Source organism: Streptococcus mitis, assembly GCF_002096755.1.
GTDB classification, from domain to species: domain Bacteria; phylum Bacillota; class Bacilli; order Lactobacillales; family Streptococcaceae; genus Streptococcus; species Streptococcus mitis_AC.
Genome location: NZ_NCVF01000024.1, coordinates 21,534 through 37,333 on the forward strand (window position 1 = coordinate 21,534; position 15,800 = coordinate 37,333).

A 15,800-nucleotide genomic window follows, 5' to 3' on the forward strand; every position below is an offset into this window, starting at 1 on the left:
AAGAAAATATAGTAAAATAGATAGGGTAACACTTATCTCAAAGGAGTAGACATGAAGAAAAAACTATTGGCAGGTGCCATTACACTATTATCAGTAGCAACTCTAGCAGCTTGTTCGAAAGGTTCAGAAGGAGCAGATCTTATCAGCATGAAAGGAGATGTTATCACAGAACATCAATTTTATGAGCAAGTGAAAAGCAATCCTTCAGCCCAGCAAGTGTTGTTGAACTTGACCATCCAAAAAGTATTTGAGAAGCAATATGGCTCAGAAGTAGATGACAAAGAAGTCAATGATACTATTGCCGAAGAAGAGAAACAATATGGTGAGAACTACCAACGTGTCTTGTCACAGGCAGGAATGACTCTTGAAACACGTAAAGCTCAAATTCGTACAAGTAAATTGGTTGAGTTGGCAGTTAAGAAGGCAGCAGAAGCTGAATTGACAGATGATGCCTATAAGAAAGCATTTGATGAATACACTCCAGATGTAACGGCTCAAATCATCCGTCTGGACAATGAAGACAAAGCTAAAGAAATTCTTGAAAAAGCCAAAGCTAGTGATGCAGACTTTGCTCAATTAGCCAAAGATAATTCAACTGATGAGAAAACCAAAGCGAACGGTGGAGAGATCACCTTTGATTCTGCTTCGACAGAAGTACCAGATCAAGTTAAAAAAGCAGCTTTTGCTTTAGATGTAAATGGTGTTTCTGATGTGATTAGCGTTACTGGAACACAAGCCTACAGCAGTCAATATTACATTGTTAAACTGATTAAGAAAACAGAAAAATCATCTAATATTGACGACTACAAAGAAAAATTAAAAACTGTTATCTTAACTCAAAAACAAAATGACGCTTCATTTGTTCAAAGTGTTATCGGAAAAGAATTGCAAGCAGCCAATATCAAGGTTAAAGACCAGGCCTTCCAAAATATCTTCACTCAATACATCGGTGGTGGAGATTCAAGCTCAAGCAGTTCTTCAAAAGAATAAAACAGAAAAGAGCCAAGTGCTCTTTTTCTTATGAGAAAATCTTCTATCTTAAGGGTAAGAGTTTTTTTCTTTCGGAAAAAATGGTATAATAGCAATCAAAACTAGAAAATAAACGGAATTTGGGAATAATTTCTTTTGTTCTCATTAGATTGGTGATACTATGAAGATTAGTAAGAGGCACCTGTTAAACTATTCTATTCTAGTTCCTTACTTACTTTTATCTATTTTGGGTTTGATTGTAGTCTATTCTACAACCAGTGCCATTCTTATCGAAGAAGGTAAAAGTGCCCTCCAATTGGTTCGAAGTCAGGGAATGTTTTGGATATTTAGTTTAATATTGATTGTCTTGATATATAAGCTGAAACTGAATTTTTTAAGAAAAGAACGACTTTTATTTATTGTTATGTTTGTTGAGCTGATTCTCTTAGCTCTGGCTCGCTTAATTGGTACGCCAGTCAATGGAGCCTATGGTTGGATTTCAGTAGGACCTTTGACCATTCAGCCAGCGGAGTATTTGAAGATTATCATCGTCTGGTACTTGGCCCAACGTTTTTCAAAACAACAGGATGAAATTGGTATTTACGATTTTCAAGTTTTAACTCAAAATCAATGGATTCCTCGAGCTTTTAATGATTGGCGTTTTGTCCTCTTGGTAATGATAGGAAGTTTGGCTATTTTCCCAGATTTGGGGAATGCTACAATCCTAGCGCTGGTCGCCTTGATTATGTATACAGTTAGTGGGATTGCTCATCGTTGGTTTATAGCCTTTATCGGTGTATTGGTAGGAGTTTCAGCCCTATCCTTATCAGCTATTTCTATGATTGGGGTTGATAAGTTTTCAAAAGTTCCAGTATTTGGTTACGTTGCTAAGCGTTTCAGTGCCTACTTTAATCCCTTTGCTGATTTGGCAGGAGCAGGCCACCAACTTGCAAATTCCTACTTTGCCATGGTAAATGGTGGTTGGTTTGGTCTAGGCTTAGGAAATTCAATCGAAAAACGTGGTTATTTACCAGAGGCTCATACAGACTTTGTATTTTCAATTGTCATTGAAGAGTTTGGATTTGTGGGAGCCAGCTTGATTTTAGCCCTTGTCTTTTTCTTGATTTTGCGGATTATCCTAGTCGGTATTCGTGCTAAGAATCCCTTTAATTCCATGATGGCGATTGGGGTTGGTGGGATGATGCTGGTACAGGTATTTGTTAATATTGGCGGAATTTCTGGCATTATTCCTTCGACAGGAGTAACCTTCCCCTTCTTATCACAAGGGGGGAACAGTCTCCTAGTCTTGTCTGTAGCCATCGCCTTTGTCTTAAATATTGATGCAAGTGAAAAACGTGCCCAATTATATGAGGAGTTAGAAGCTCACTCATCAAACTATATGTAGAGTTGATAGTGGAAAGGATTACCTATGTCTCTTCAAAAATTAGAAAACTATAGTAATAAAGCTGTCGTGCAAGAAGAAGTATTGATTTTAACAGAATTGTTAGAAGATATCACTAAAAATATGCTTGCCCCAGAGACTTTTGCAAAAATCATGGAGTTGAAAGAATTATCAACTCAAGAAGATTATCAGGGCTTGAACCAACTGGTTACTAGTCTGTCAAATGATGAAATGGCTTATATTTCACGCTATTTCTCTATCTTGCCCCTTTTGATTAATATTTCAGAAGACGTGGATTTGGCTTATGAAATCAACCACCAAAATAATATCGATCAAGATTATCTTGGGAAATTATCAGCAACAATCAAAATGGTTGCTGAAAAAGAAAATGCGGTTGAAATTCTTGAACACTTGAATGTTGTCCCTGTTTTGACAGCCCATCCAACACAAGTGCAACGTAAGAGCATGTTGGATTTGACCAACCATATCCACACCCTCTTGCGTAAGTATCGTGATGTGAAATTAGGCTTGATTAATAAGGAAAAATGGCATAATGATCTCCGTCGTTACATTGAGATTATCATGCAGACAGATATGATTCGTGAAAAGAAATTGAAAGTAACCAATGAAATCACGAATGTTATGGAATACTACAATAGTTCATTCCTGAAGGCAGTTCCTCATTTGACTGCTGAGTACAAGCGTCTGGCTAAAAAACATGGACTGGAGTTGAAACATCCTAAACCAATTACCATGGGTATGTGGATTGGTGGAGACCGTGATGGTAATCCTTTTGTTACAGCAGATACCCTGAAACAATCTGCTATGACTCAGTGTGAAGTCATCATGAACTACTATGATGAAAAGATTTACCAACTTTATCGTGAATTCTCCCTCTCAACAAGTATTGTTAATGTCAGCAAGCAAGTCAGAGAAATGGCTCGTCAATCCAAGGATAACTCGATCTACCGTGAAAAAGAGCTTTACCGCCGTGCCTTATTTGATATTCAATCAAAAATCCAAGCAACAAAAACCTATCTGATTGAGGATAAGGAAGTTGGGGCTCGCTATGAAACAGCTAATGATTTTTATAAGGATTTAATTACCATTCGTGATTCCCTCTTGGAAAATAAGGGTGAAGCACTGATTTCTGGTGATTTTGTTGAGTTAATTCAGGCAGTTGAAATTTTTGGTTTCTATTTGGCATCTATTGACATGCGTCAAGATTCTAGCGTTCATGAAGCTTGTGTAGCCGAACTCTTGAAATCAGCAGGTATTCATTCTCATTATAGTGAATTAAGTGAAGAAGAAAAATGCCAGCTTCTTTTGAAAGAATTAGAAGAAGATCCACGTATTCTTTCTGCCACTCATGTTGAAAAATCAGAGTTACTTGAAAAAGAATTGGCCATCTTTAAAGCTGCTCGTAAGTTGAAAGATAAGTTGGGTGATGATGTTATTCGTCAAACCATTATTTCACATGCAACCAGCGTATCAGACATATTGGAATTGGCTATCTTACTAAAAGAAGTAGGTCTAGTTGATAAAGAGAGAGCCCGTGTCCAAATTGTTCCTCTCTTTGAAACAATCGAGGACTTGGACCACTCAGAAGAAACCATGAGAGAATACCTTTCTCTTCCTCTTGCTAAAAAATGGATTGCTTCACGTAATAACTACCAAGAAATCATGCTTGGTTACTCTGATAGTAATAAAGATGGTGGTTACCTATCATCATGTTGGACCCTCTACAAGGCTCAACAACAATTGACTGCTATCGGAGATGAATTTGGCGTTAAGGTTACCTTCTTCCATGGTCGTGGTGGTACTGTCGGTCGTGGTGGTGGACCAACCTATGAAGCCATCACCTCTCAACCGCTCAAGTCTATCAAGGATCGCATCCGTTTGACGGAGCAGGGTGAAGTAATTGGGAATAAATACGGTAATAAAGACGCAGCTTACTATAACCTTGAAATGCTAGTATCCGCAGCCATTAACCGTATGATTACGCAGAAGAAGAGCGATACCAATACATCAAATCGTTATGAAGCCATTATGGACCAAGTAGTGGACCGTAGTTATGATATCTACCGTGATTTGGTCTTTGGTAATGACCATTTCTATGATTATTTCTTTGAGTCAAGTCCAATCAAGGCTATTTCAAGCTTTAATATCGGTTCTCGTCCAGCCGCTCGTAAGACTATTACTGAAATCGGTGGTTTGCGAGCTATCCCTTGGGTCTTCTCATGGTCGCAAAGTCGTGTCATGTTCCCTGGCTGGTATGGGGTTGGTTCAAGCTTCAAGGAATTTATTGATAAAAATCCAGAGAATATCGCTATCCTACGAGATATGTACCAAAACTGGCCTTTCTTCCAATCGCTTCTTTCAAATGTCGACATGGTCTTGTCAAAATCAAATATGAATATTGCTTTTGAATATGCCAAACTTTGTGAGGATGAAGAAGTAAAAGCAATCTATGAGACTATTCTAAATGAATGGCAAGTCACCAAGGAAGTCATCTTGGCTATCGAAGGTTACGATGAACTCTTGGCTGAAAATCCATATCTAAAAGCAAGTTTGGATTATCGTATGCCTTACTTTAATATTCTCAACTATATCCAGTTGGAGTTGATTAAACGTCAACGCCGAGGAGAATTATCAAGCGACCAAGAAAAATTAATCCATACAACCATCAACGGAATTGCGACAGGATTGCGTAATTCAGGCTGATACCTATCAATCTTCCTCTTTTCCATAGGGGAAGTTTTTGAATAGTTCAAAAAAATGCTAAAAGAGTCTTGACAAGTAGTTGAAAAATGATATAATTTAACCATTCAGAAAAGTAATCATATAAACTTTTTAGAGAGTCTGTGGTAGCTGAAAACAGATAAGTGATGATGATGAAAATTGGGCTGGATGTTATTTAGAATTTGAAATCATAAAAATTCGGTGAGCACACCTTACAGTGCATCTCGTTATTGCGAGACAGAGCGATAGGGAAATTCCCTATAATTGAGGTGGTACCGCGCATCGACGTCCTCACACAAGTTTTTTGTGTGAGGACTTTTTTGATGGAGGTTAGTATGGAAAGAAAACGATGGCGTCGCTTGTTTAGATAAGTGAAGTATTTTATAAGGAAATAAAAAGGAGAAATAGAATGAAAAATAAACGTTTAATTGGAATTATCGCTGCATTAGCAGTCTTAGTAGCAGGAAGCTTGATTTACTCTTCAATGAATAAACCAGAAGCTAAGAATGAGAAGAAAGTTGCCAAAGTTGGTGTTCTTCAGTTTGTGAGCCATCCCTCTCTTGATTTGATTTATAAAGGGATACAAGATGGACTGGCAGAAGATGGTTATAAAGATGATCAAGTTAAAATCGATTTTATGAACTCAGAAGGTGACCAAAGTAAGGTTGCGACAATGAGTAAACAATTGGTTGCAAATGGGAATGACCTTGTGGTTGGTATTGCAACACCAGCTGCTCAAGGTTTGGCTAGTGCAACAAAAGACCTACCGGTTATCATGGCTGCTATTACAGACCCAATTGGTGCTAACTTGGTTAAAGATTTGAAAAAACCAGGTGGCAACATTACAGGGGTATCTGACCACAATCCAGCTCAACAACAAGTTGAACTCATCAAAGCTCTCACACCAAATGTGAAAACAATTGGAGCTCTTTACTCAAGTAGTGAAGATAATTCCAAAACTCAGGTAGAAGAATTTAAGGCTTATGCTGAAAAAGCAGGTTTGACAGTCGAAACATTTGCTGTTCCTTCAACAAATGAAATTGCTTCAACAGTTAACGTTATGACTAGCAAGGTTGATGCTATCTGGATTCCAATCGATAACACCATTGCATCTGCATTTTCAACAGTTGTATCAAGCAATCAATCAGCTAAAAAGCCAATCTATCCAAGCGCAACTGCCATGGTAGAAGCAGGTGGTTTGGCATCAGTTGTAGTTGACCAACATGACCTTGGTGTGGCAACTGGTAAAATGATTGCGCAAGTCTTGAAAGGTGCAAAACCAGCCGATACTCCAGTTAATGTCTTTTCAACTGGTAAGTCAGTTATCAACAAAAAATTGGCACAAGAGCTAGGTATTACGATTCCTGATTCTGTTCTAAAAGAAGCGGGACAAGTGATTGAATAATCTGTAATGGAGGAGTTGGGGACATCTCCTCCAATTTTTTACAATAGAAATCATATAGAAAAGGTTAAGAAACAGATGATATTATCTATTATTTCTCAAGGATTTGTCTGGGCTATTTTAGGTCTGGGAATCTTTATGACATTTAGGATTTTAAACTTTCCAGATATGACGACAGAAGGTTCCTTCCCTCTTGGGGGAGCTGTTGCTGTCACTTTGATAACCAAAGGCGTGAACCCATTTTTAGCGACTCTTGTTGCTGTAGGAGCAGGTTGTTTGGCTGGAATGGCAGCAGGCCTTCTTTATACAAAAGGGAAGATCCCAACCTTGCTCTCAGGGATTTTGGTGATGACTTCCTGTCACTCTATCATGCTCTTAATTATGGGACGTGCGAATTTAGGCCTGCTTGGAACCAAGCAAATTCAGGATGTTTTGCCTTTTGATTCGGATTTGAATCAACTCTTGACAGGTCTTATCTTTGTCAGTCTTGTTATTGCTCTCATGCTCTTTTTCTTGGACACTAAACTCGGACAAGCCTATATTGCTACAGGTGACAATCCTGATATGGCTAGAAGTTTCGGGATTCATACTGGACGCATGGAGCTTATGGGCTTGGTTTTATCAAATGGTGTGATTGCCCTTGCAGGAGCTCTCATTGCCCAGCAAGAAGGCTATGCTGATGTATCTCGAGGAATTGGAGTTATCGTTGTGGGGCTTGCAAGTTTGATAATTGGAGAAGTTATTTTCAAGAGTTTGAGCTTGGCAGAGCGTCTGGTTGCCATCGTTGTGGGTTCTATCGCCTATCAATTCTTAGTGTGGGCAGTTATCGCTCTTGGCTTTAATACAAGTTACCTTCGTTTATACAGTGCCTTGATTTTAGCAGTCTGCCTCATGATTCCAACATTTAAGCAAACAATCTTGAAAGGAGCCAAGTTAAGTAAATGACAGCAATTGTAGAATTAAAAAATGCAACCAAAGTCGTTAAAAATGGCTTTGATGAAGAAAAGATTATTTTAAATGATGTTTCCTTAGAAATTTTTGAACAGGATTTTATCACGATTTTAGGTGGAAATGGTGCTGGGAAATCAACTCTCTTTAACACTATTGCAGGAACCTTGTCATTAACCAGTGGAACCATCCGTATTTTAGGTGAAGATGTTACCAAGTTTTCACCAGAGAAGCGGGCTAAGTATCTGTCTCGTGTCTTCCAAGATCCTAAGATGGGGACAGCTCCCCGTATGACGGTCGCTGAAAATCTTTTGATTGCCAAGTTTCGTGGTGAAAAACGAGGACTGTTTCCGAGACGACTGGCTAGCTACAAGGATGAATTTCAAGCGACCATTGAAAAAGTAGGAAATGGTCTTGAGAAACACTTGAATACACCGATTGAGTTCTTATCAGGTGGTCAAAGACAGGCCTTGAGTCTCTTAATGGCAACCTTGAAGCGTCCTGAATTACTCTTGTTAGACGAGCATACTGCAGCCCTTGATCCAAAGACCAGTGTGGCCTTGATGGAATTGACGGATGAATTTGTCAAGAAAGATCAGCTGACAGCGCTTATGATTACCCACCATATGGAAGATGCTCTCAAATATGGCAATCGTTTAATTGTCATGAAAGAAGGACGAATTATCCAAGATTTGAACCAAGAAGAAAAAGCAAAAATGAAAATCTCTGATTATTATCAACTCTTTGAATAAAGTAGGGAAAATGAGTGAAATGGTTTACTTTTTTTCTGAAATAAAGTATACTATATAAAGTAAACTATGATAACATGGAGGTATTGTGTATGGTTGACAAACAAGTCATTGAAGAAATCAAAAACAATGCCAACATTGTGGAAGTCATAGGAGATGTGATTTCTTTACAAAAGGCAGGACGGAACTATCTAGGGCTCTGTCCTTTTCATGGTGAAAAAACACCTTCTTTCAACGTTGTAGAGGACAAGCAGTTTTACCACTGTTTTGGTTGTGGGCGCTCAGGTGATGTCTTTAAATTCATCGAGGAGTATCAAGGAGTTCCCTTTATGGAGGCTGTCCAAATCTTAGGTCAGCGTGTCGGGATAGAGGTGGAAAAACCGCTTTATAGTGAACAGAAGCCAGCTTCAGCCCACCAAGCTCTTTATGATATGCACGAAGATGCAGCCAAATTTTACCATGCTATTCTCATGACAACGACCATGGGGGAGGAGGCCAGAAACTACCTTTATCAGCGTGGTTTGACAGATGAAGTGCTCAAACATTTTCGGATTGGTTTAGCACCTCCAGAACGAAACTATCTCTATCAACGTTTGTCTGGTCAGTATCGTGATGAGGATTTCCTAGATTCAGGATTGTTTTATCTCTCGGATGCTAATCAATTTGTAGATACATTTCACAATCGGATCATGTTTCCCCTGACAAATGACCAGGGAAAGGTTATTGCCTTCTCAGGTCGTATCTGGCAGAAAACGGATTCACAAACTTCTAAGTATAAAAATAGCCGATCGACTGTAATTTTTAACAAAAGTTACGAATTATATCATATGGATAGGGCAAAAAAATCTTCTGGAAAAGCCAGTGAGATTTACCTGATGGAAGGATTCATGGATGTTATTGCAGCCTATCGGGCTGGAATCGAAAACGCTGTCGCATCTATGGGAACAGCCTTGAGTCGTGAGCATGTTGAGCATCTGAAAAGGTTAACGAAGAAGTTGGTTCTTGTTTACGATGGCGATAAGGCTGGGCAAGCCGCGACATTGAAAGCGCTAGACGAAATTGGTGATATGCCTGTGCAAATCGTCAGCATGCCTGATAACTTGGATCCAGATGAATATCTACAAAAAAATGGACCAGAAGACTTGGCCTATCTATTAACGAAAACTCGTATTAGTCCGATTGAGTTTTACATTCACCAGTATAAGCCTGAAAATAGTGAAAATCTGCAGGCTCAGATTGAGTTTATTGAAAAAATAGCTCCCTTGATTGTTCAAGAAAAATCTATTACTGCTCAAAACAGCTATATACATATTTTAGCTGACAGTCTGGCGTCCTTTGATTATGCCCAGATTGAGCAGATTGTTAATGAGAGTCGTCAGGCGCAAAGGCAGAATCGTATGGAAGGAATTTCCAGACCGACGCCAATCACTATGCCTGTCACCAAGCAGTTATCGGCTATTATGAGGGCAGAAGCCCATCTACTTTATCGAATGATGGAATCTCCCCTTGTTTTGAATGATTACCGTTTGCGAGAAGACTTTGCATTTGACACTCCTGAATTTCAGGTTTTATATGACTTGCTTGGCCAGTATGGAAATCTTCCTCCAGAAGTTCTAGCAGAGCAGACAGAGGAAGTTGAAAGAGCATGGTATCAAGTTTTAGCTCAGGATTTACCATCTGAGATGTCACCTCAGGAACTTAGTGAAGTAGAAATGACTCGAAACAAGGCTCTCTTGAATCAGGCCAATATGAGAATCAAAAAGAAGGTGCAGGAAGCTAGCCATGTAGGAGATACCGACACAGCCTTAGAAGAATTGGAACGTTTAATTTCCCAAAAGAGAAGAATGGAGTAATAATGGCAACAAAACAAAAAGAAGTAACAACATTTGACGTACAAGTAGCAGAATTTATCCGTAATCATAAACAAAAAGGGACAGCAACTGATGATGAAATCAACGCAAGTCTGGTTATTCCTTTTACCTTGGACGCTGATGGGATTGAAGATCTCTTGCAACGAATTCAGGATGCAGGGATTTCTATCACAGATAACGAAGGAAATCCGAGTGCTCGTGTTCTTAGCTCTGAAGAAGAACCAGAACTCAGCGATGAGGACTTGATTGGGTCAACTTCTGCTAAGGTCAATGACCCTGTTCGTATGTACTTGAAAGAAATCGGAGTCGTTCCTCTCTTGACCAATGAAGAGGAAAAAGAATTGGCACTGGCTGTTGAAGCTGGTGATATCGAAGCCAAACAACGTCTTGCGGAAGCCAACCTTCGTTTGGTTGTTTCTATTGCTAAACGCTATGTCGGCCGTGGTATGCAGTTCCTTGACTTGATTCAAGAAGGGAACATGGGCTTGATGAAGGCGGTTGACAAGTTTGACTATTCTAAAGGCTTCAAGTTTTCAACTTACGCAACTTGGTGGATTCGTCAGGCTATCACTCGTGCTATTGCGGATCAAGCTCGTACTATCCGTATCCCAGTTCACATGGTTGAAACCATCAATAAATTGGTTCGTGAACAGCGTAACCTTCTTCAAGAATTGGGACAAGATCCGACACCAGAACAAATCGCTGAACGTATGGATATGACACCTGATAAGGTTCGTGAAATCTTGAAGATTGCCCAAGAACCAGTATCTCTTGAAACTCCTATTGGTGAAGAGGATGATAGCCACCTTGGAGACTTTATCGAAGATGAAGTGATTGAAAATCCAGTGGACTATACAACTCGTATCGTCTTGCGTGAGCAGTTGGATGAGGTCTTGGATACTCTTACAGACCGTGAAGAAAATGTTTTGCGTCTACGTTTTGGGCTAGATGATGGGAAAATGCGTACCCTTGAAGATGTGGGTAAAGTCTTTAACGTAACCCGTGAGCGAATCCGTCAAATCGAGGCTAAGGCTTTGAGAAAACTACGCCAACCAAGTCGCAGCAAACCGCTTCGTGATTTTATTGAAGACTAAGAGTGAGGATGAATATGGCTTATACAGAAGAGCAAATTGAAAACATCAAAACACGAATTTTATCAGCCTTGGAAGAAGTTATTGACCCTGAGTTGGGAATCGATATTGTCAATCTTGGTTTGATCTATGAAATTCGTTTTGACGGTGACACAGGACAAACAGAGATTGATATGACGTTGACAACCATGGGGTGTCCCCTGGCAGATCTTTTGACAGACCAGATTTATGATGCTATGACAGAGGTGCCAGAAGTAACGGATACTGAGGTTAAATTAGTCTGGTATCCAGCCTGGACTGTTGAAAAAATGAGTCGCTATGCACGCATTGCCCTAGGCATTAAGTAAACCTATAAAAACATGTGAGAGATTATTGGAAAAGCGAGGAAATTTCCCCCTCTTTTCCTCTAGTCTCTCCTTTCTTTTGCTGATTTTATTCAAAGAAAATGATATAATAGTAGTTATGGAAAAAAAGAAATTACGCATCAATATGTTGAGTTCAAGTGAGAAAGTAGCAGGACAAGGAGTTTCAGGTGCTTACCGTGAATTAGTTCGTCTTCTTCACCGTGATGCCAAGGACCAATTGATTGTTACAGAAAATCTTCCAATAGAGGCAGATGTGACTCACTTTCATACAATTGATTTCCCTTATTATTTATCAACATTCCAAAAGAAACGCTCAGGAAGGAAAATTGGCTATGTGCATTTCTTACCTGATACACTTGAGGGGAGTTTGAAAATTCCATTTTTCTTAAAGGGAATTGTGAAACGCTATGTATTTTCTTTTTACAACCGGATGGAGCACTTGGTTGTGGTTAATCCTATGTTTATTGAGGATTTGGTGGCAGCTGGTATTCCACGTGAAAAAGTGACCTATATTCCTAACTTTGTCAATAAGGAAAAATGGCATCCACTTCCACAAGAAGAGGTAGCGAGACTGCGAACAGAGCTAGGTCTTAGTGACAATCAGTTTATCGTAGTAGGTGCTGGTCAAGTTCAGAAACGCAAAGGGATTGATGATTTTATCCGTCTGGCTGAGGAATTGCCTCAGATTACCTTTATATGGGCGGGTGGTTTCTCTTTTGGTGGTATGACAGATGGTTATGAACGTTACAAGAAAATTATGGATAATCCACCTGAAAATTTAATTTTTCCAGGTATTGTGTCACCAGAGCAAATGCGTGAATTGTATGCCCTAGCGGACCTTTTCTTGTTACCCAGTTATAATGAACTCTTTCCTATGACGATTTTAGAGGCTGCGAGTTGTGAGGCTCCTATCATGTTACGTGACTTAGATCTCTATAAGGTTATTTTGGAGGGAAATTATCGGGCGACAGCAGATAGAGAAGAGATGAAAGAAGCTATTCTGGAATATCAAGCGAATCCTGCTGCTTTAAAAGATTTGAAAGAAAAAGCTAAGAATATTTCCAGAGAGTATTCAGAAGAGCATCTGTTACAAATCTGGTTAGACTTTTATGAGAAACAAGCCGCTTTAGGGAGAAAGTAAAAAGTGAGGTAATCTATGCGAATTGGTTTATTTACAGATACCTATTTTCCTCAGGTTTCAGGTGTTGCGACCAGTATTCGAACCTTGAAAACAGAACTTGAAAAGCAGGGGCACGCTGTTTTTATCTTTACGACGACAGATAAGGATGTCAATCGTTATGAAGATTGGCAAATTATCCGCATTCCAAGTGTTCCCTTCTTTGCTTTTAAGGATCGTCGCTTTGCCTATCGAGGATTCAGCAAGGCGCTTGAAATTGCTAAACAATATCAACTGGATATTATCCATACTCAGACAGAATTTTCTCTTGGCTTGTTGGGGATTTGGATTGCGCGTGAATTGAAGATTCCAGTCATCCATACCTATCACACCCAATACGAAGACTACGTGCATTATATTGCTAAGGGGATGTTGATTCGTCCTAGTATGGTCAAGTATCTGGTCAGAGGTTTCCTGCATGATGTGGATGGAGTCATTTGCCCGAGCGAGATTGTCCGAGACTTGCTATCTGACTATAAGGTTAAGGTTGAAAAACGAGTCATTCCAACAGGGATTGAATTAGCCAAGTTTGAGCGTCCTGAAATCAAGCAGGAAAATTTGAAAGAACTTCGTAGTAAACTAGGGATTCAAGATGATGAAAAGATGCTACTTAGTCTTTCCAGAATTTCCTATGAAAAAAATATTCAAGCAGTACTAGCAGCTTTTGCAGAAGTTCTGAAAGAGGAAGACAAGGTTAAACTGGTAGTTGCTGGGGATGGACCTTATCTGGATGACCTCAAAGAGCAAGCTCAGAAACTAGAGATTCAAGAATCTGTTGTCTTTACAGGGATGATTGCTCCTAGTGAGACAGCTCTTTATTATAAGGTGGCGGATTTCTTCATCTCGGCCTCAACGAGTGAAACGCAAGGTTTGACTTACTTGGAAAGCTTAGCTAGTGGGACGCCTGTCATTGCTCACGGAAATCCTTATCTGGACAATCTTATCAGTGATAAAATGTTTGGAACCTTGTATTACGGTGAACATGATTTGGCTGGAGCTATTCTGGAGGCCCTGATTGCAACGCCAGATATGGATGAGTATACCTTATCAGAGAAATTGTACGAGATTTCAGCTGAGAACTTTGGAAAACGAGTGCATGAGTTTTATTTGGATGCCATTATTTCAAATAACTTCCAGAAAGATTTAGCAAAAGATGATACGGTCAGCCAGCGTATCTTTAAGACAGTTTTGTATTTACCGCAACAGGTGGTTGCTGTGCCTGTAAAAGGCTCTAGACGAATGCTGAGGGCTTCAAAAACACAGTTAATCAGCATCAGAGATTATTGGAAAGACCATGAAGAATAGAAAGAGGAATAGCTATGAAAAAACAATTGATGAGAAGTGGTAGTGATCAAAAAATTGCTGGAGTATGTGCTGGGGTCGCAAATTATTTTGATATTGATCCGACTATTGTTCGTGTAATATGGGGTGTTCTTGCATTTTGTTATGGGGCAGGAATTGTAGCTTATATCATTTTATGGATTATTGCACCTGTAGCAACTGACTATTGAAAACTAGCTCAATTCATGCTAAGATAATAGAAAATAGAATGTAACGAAGGAGATAAAAATGGCATTTGGAGATAATGGAAATCGTAAAAAAACTATGTTTGAGAAAATAACCTTGTTTATCGTGATTATCATGCTAGTAGCAAGTTTATTGGGAATTTTTGCAACTGCAATTGGTGCCCTCAGTAATCTATAAAATAGATACAAGAAAATTTAGTGACTGGGGTATTTCCCAGCCCTTTTTTAAAGTGAGAAGAGAAAATGAGTATGTTTTTAGATACAGCCAAGATTAAGGTCAAGGCTGGTAATGGTGGTGATGGCATGGTTGCTTTTCGCCGTGAAAAATATGTCCCTAATGGCGGTCCTTGGGGTGGCGATGGTGGACGTGGAGGTAATGTGGTCTTCGTTGTAGACGAAGGTCTACGTACCTTGATGGATTTCCGCTATAACCGTCATTTCAAGGCTGATTCTGGTGAAAAAGGAATGACCAAAGGGATGCATGGTCGTGGAGCTGAGGACCTTAGAGTTCGAGTGCCACAAGGTACGACTGTGCGTGATGCTGAGACAGGCAAGGTCTTGACAGATTTGATTGAACACGGTCAAGAATTTATTGTAGCCCACGGCGGTCGTGGTGGACGTGGAAACATCCGCTTTGCGACACCAAAAAATCCTGCACCTGAAATCTCTGAAAATGGAGAACCAGGTCAGGAACGTGAGTTACAATTGGAACTAAAAATCTTGGCAGATGTTGGTTTAGTAGGTTTCCCATCTGTAGGGAAATCAACACTTTTAAGTGTTATCACATCTGCTAAACCTAAAATTGGTGCCTACCACTTTACGACCATTGTGCCAAATCTAGGTATGGTTCGTACCCAATCAGGTGAATCCTTTGCAGTAGCCGATCTGCCAGGTTTGATTGAAGGCGCTAGTCAGGGTGTCGGTTTGGGAACTCAGTTCCTCCGTCACATTGAGCGTACCCGTGTCATCCTTCATATTATTGATATGTCAGCTAGCGAAGGACGTGATCCTTATGAGGATTATCTTGCTATCAATAAAGAGCTGGAGTCATACAATCTTCGTCTCATGGAGCGTCCACAGATTATTGTAGCCAATAAGATGGATATGCCTGAAAGTCAGGAAAATCTTGAAGATTTCAAGAAGAAATTAGCTGAAAATTATGATGAATTTGAAGAGTTACCAGCTATCTTCCCAATTTCTGGTTTGACCAAGCAAGGTCTGGCAACGCTCTTGGATGCTACAGCTGAATTGTTAGACAAGACACCAGAATTCTTGCTCTACGACGAGTCAGATATGGAAGAAGAAGCTTATTATGGATTTGACGAGGAAGAAAAAGCCTTTGAAATTAGTCGTGATGACGATGCGACATGGGTACTTTCTGGTGAAAAACTCATGAAACTCTTTAATATGACCAACTTTGATCGTGACGAATCGGTCATGAAATTTGCTCGCCAGCTTCGTGGTATGGGGGTTGATGAAGCCCTTCGTGCGCGTGGAGCTAAAGATGGTGATTTGGTCCGAATTGGTAAATTTGAGTTTGAATTTGTAGATTAGGAGA

14 protein-coding genes and 1 other annotated feature are annotated in these 15,800 nt (G+C 39.7%); all 14 genes read left to right on the forward strand.

The features are described 5' to 3' along the window. Positions 1 to 51: 51 nt before the first annotated feature. The 14 genes from prsA to obgE all read left to right on the forward strand — a co-directional run bounded on the left by prsA (position 52) and on the right by obgE (position 15,796). Positions 52 to 990 (forward strand): peptidylprolyl isomerase PrsA, encoded by a 939-nt coding sequence (prsA, locus tag B7700_RS06285; RefSeq protein WP_045611489.1) that lies wholly within the window; start codon positions 52 to 54, stop codon positions 988 to 990. A gap of 160 nt (positions 991 to 1,150) precedes the next feature. Next, on the forward strand, positions 1,151 to 2,374 hold the full coding sequence (gene ftsW / locus B7700_RS06290) for a cell division peptidoglycan polymerase FtsW (RefSeq protein ID WP_084887824.1): 1,224 nt from the start codon (positions 1,151 to 1,153) through the stop codon (positions 2,372 to 2,374). 24 nt (positions 2,375 to 2,398) lie between these two features. Further along, a complete protein-coding gene (gene ppc, locus B7700_RS06295; protein WP_084887826.1) occupies positions 2,399 to 5,095 on the forward strand; it encodes a phosphoenolpyruvate carboxylase in 2,697 nt (898 codons plus the stop codon). 96 nt (positions 5,096 to 5,191) lie between these two features. After that, positions 5,192 to 5,409, forward strand: a binding site (T-box leader). A gap of 113 nt (positions 5,410 to 5,522) precedes the next feature. Beyond that, positions 5,523 to 6,518, forward strand: coding sequence for a tryptophan ABC transporter substrate-binding protein (trpX, locus tag B7700_RS06300; protein WP_084887828.1), 996 nt, complete (start codon positions 5,523 to 5,525; stop codon positions 6,516 to 6,518). 75 nt (positions 6,519 to 6,593) lie between these two features. Next, positions 6,594 to 7,460: an ABC transporter permease gene (locus tag B7700_RS06305; RefSeq protein WP_084863531.1), complete on the forward strand. Its 867-nt coding sequence runs from the start codon at positions 6,594 to 6,596 to the stop codon at positions 7,458 to 7,460. Then, positions 7,457 to 8,215: an ABC transporter ATP-binding protein gene (locus B7700_RS06310; protein WP_020901797.1), complete on the forward strand. Its 759-nt coding sequence runs from the start codon at positions 7,457 to 7,459 to the stop codon at positions 8,213 to 8,215. The genes B7700_RS06305 and B7700_RS06310 overlap by 4 nt, the downstream gene beginning before the upstream one ends. Before the next feature lie 89 nt (positions 8,216 to 8,304). Continuing rightward, positions 8,305 to 10,065, forward strand: coding sequence for a DNA primase (gene dnaG, locus B7700_RS06315; protein WP_084887830.1), 1,761 nt, complete (start codon positions 8,305 to 8,307; stop codon positions 10,063 to 10,065). 2 nt (positions 10,066 to 10,067) lie between these two features. Further along, a complete protein-coding gene (rpoD, locus tag B7700_RS06320) occupies positions 10,068 to 11,177 on the forward strand; it encodes an RNA polymerase sigma factor RpoD (protein ID WP_045611498.1) in 1,110 nt (369 codons plus the stop codon). Between the two features lie 14 nt (positions 11,178 to 11,191). Further along, complete coding sequence (locus B7700_RS06325; protein WP_000331925.1) at positions 11,192 to 11,521, forward strand: metal-sulfur cluster assembly factor; 330 nt, start codon at positions 11,192 to 11,194, stop codon at positions 11,519 to 11,521. A 115-nt stretch (positions 11,522 to 11,636) separates the two neighbouring features. Beyond that, positions 11,637 to 12,680, forward strand: a complete 1,044-nt coding sequence (gene cpoA, locus B7700_RS06330; protein ID WP_239822555.1) for an alpha-galactosylglucosyldiacylglycerol synthase — start codon at positions 11,637 to 11,639, stop codon at positions 12,678 to 12,680. 15 nt (positions 12,681 to 12,695) lie between these two features. Beyond that, complete coding sequence (locus tag B7700_RS06335) at positions 12,696 to 14,021, forward strand: glycosyltransferase family 4 protein (protein ID WP_084887832.1); 1,326 nt, start codon at positions 12,696 to 12,698, stop codon at positions 14,019 to 14,021. Positions 14,022 to 14,035: 14 nt separating this feature from the next. After that, positions 14,036 to 14,227 carry a PspC domain-containing protein gene (locus B7700_RS06340; protein ID WP_162489588.1) on the forward strand — a complete coding sequence of 64 codons (192 nt, stop codon included), beginning with the start codon at positions 14,036 to 14,038 and terminating at the stop codon, positions 14,225 to 14,227. A 58-nt stretch (positions 14,228 to 14,285) separates the two neighbouring features. Beyond that, positions 14,286 to 14,420 carry a DUF4044 domain-containing protein gene (locus tag B7700_RS06345; RefSeq protein WP_000863859.1) on the forward strand — a complete coding sequence of 45 codons (135 nt, stop codon included), beginning with the start codon at positions 14,286 to 14,288 and terminating at the stop codon, positions 14,418 to 14,420. A 65-nt stretch (positions 14,421 to 14,485) separates the two neighbouring features. Beyond that, complete coding sequence (gene obgE, locus B7700_RS06350; protein ID WP_000061641.1) at positions 14,486 to 15,796, forward strand: GTPase ObgE; 1,311 nt, start codon at positions 14,486 to 14,488, stop codon at positions 15,794 to 15,796. Positions 15,797 to 15,800 lie beyond the last annotated feature (4 nt).

Excerpts from the sequence above, each read along its gene's own strand:
- prsA (WP_045611489.1), top strand. The coding sequence starts at position 52 with ATGAAGAAAAAACTATTGGCAGGTGCCATTACACTATTATCAGTAGCA.
- ftsW (WP_084887824.1), top strand. The coding sequence starts at position 1,151 with ATGAAGATTAGTAAGAGGCACCTGTTAAACTATTCTATTCTAGTTCCT.
- ppc (WP_084887826.1), top strand. The coding sequence starts at position 2,399 with ATGTCTCTTCAAAAATTAGAAAACTATAGTAATAAAGCTGTCGTGCAA.
- trpX (WP_084887828.1), top strand. The coding sequence starts at position 5,523 with ATGAAAAATAAACGTTTAATTGGAATTATCGCTGCATTAGCAGTCTTA.
- B7700_RS06305 (WP_084863531.1), top strand. The coding sequence starts at position 6,594 with ATGATATTATCTATTATTTCTCAAGGATTTGTCTGGGCTATTTTAGGT.
- B7700_RS06310 (WP_020901797.1), top strand. The coding sequence starts at position 7,457 with ATGACAGCAATTGTAGAATTAAAAAATGCAACCAAAGTCGTTAAAAAT.
- dnaG (WP_084887830.1), top strand. The coding sequence starts at position 8,305 with ATGGTTGACAAACAAGTCATTGAAGAAATCAAAAACAATGCCAACATT.
- rpoD (WP_045611498.1), top strand. The coding sequence starts at position 10,068 with ATGGCAACAAAACAAAAAGAAGTAACAACATTTGACGTACAAGTAGCA.
- B7700_RS06325 (WP_000331925.1), top strand. The coding sequence starts at position 11,192 with ATGGCTTATACAGAAGAGCAAATTGAAAACATCAAAACACGAATTTTA.
- cpoA (WP_239822555.1), top strand. The coding sequence starts at position 11,637 with ATGGAAAAAAAGAAATTACGCATCAATATGTTGAGTTCAAGTGAGAAA.
- B7700_RS06335 (WP_084887832.1), top strand. The coding sequence starts at position 12,696 with ATGCGAATTGGTTTATTTACAGATACCTATTTTCCTCAGGTTTCAGGT.
- B7700_RS06340 (WP_162489588.1), top strand. The coding sequence starts at position 14,036 with ATGAAAAAACAATTGATGAGAAGTGGTAGTGATCAAAAAATTGCTGGA.
- B7700_RS06345 (WP_000863859.1), top strand. The coding sequence starts at position 14,286 with ATGGCATTTGGAGATAATGGAAATCGTAAAAAAACTATGTTTGAGAAA.
- obgE (WP_000061641.1), top strand. The coding sequence starts at position 14,486 with ATGAGTATGTTTTTAGATACAGCCAAGATTAAGGTCAAGGCTGGTAAT.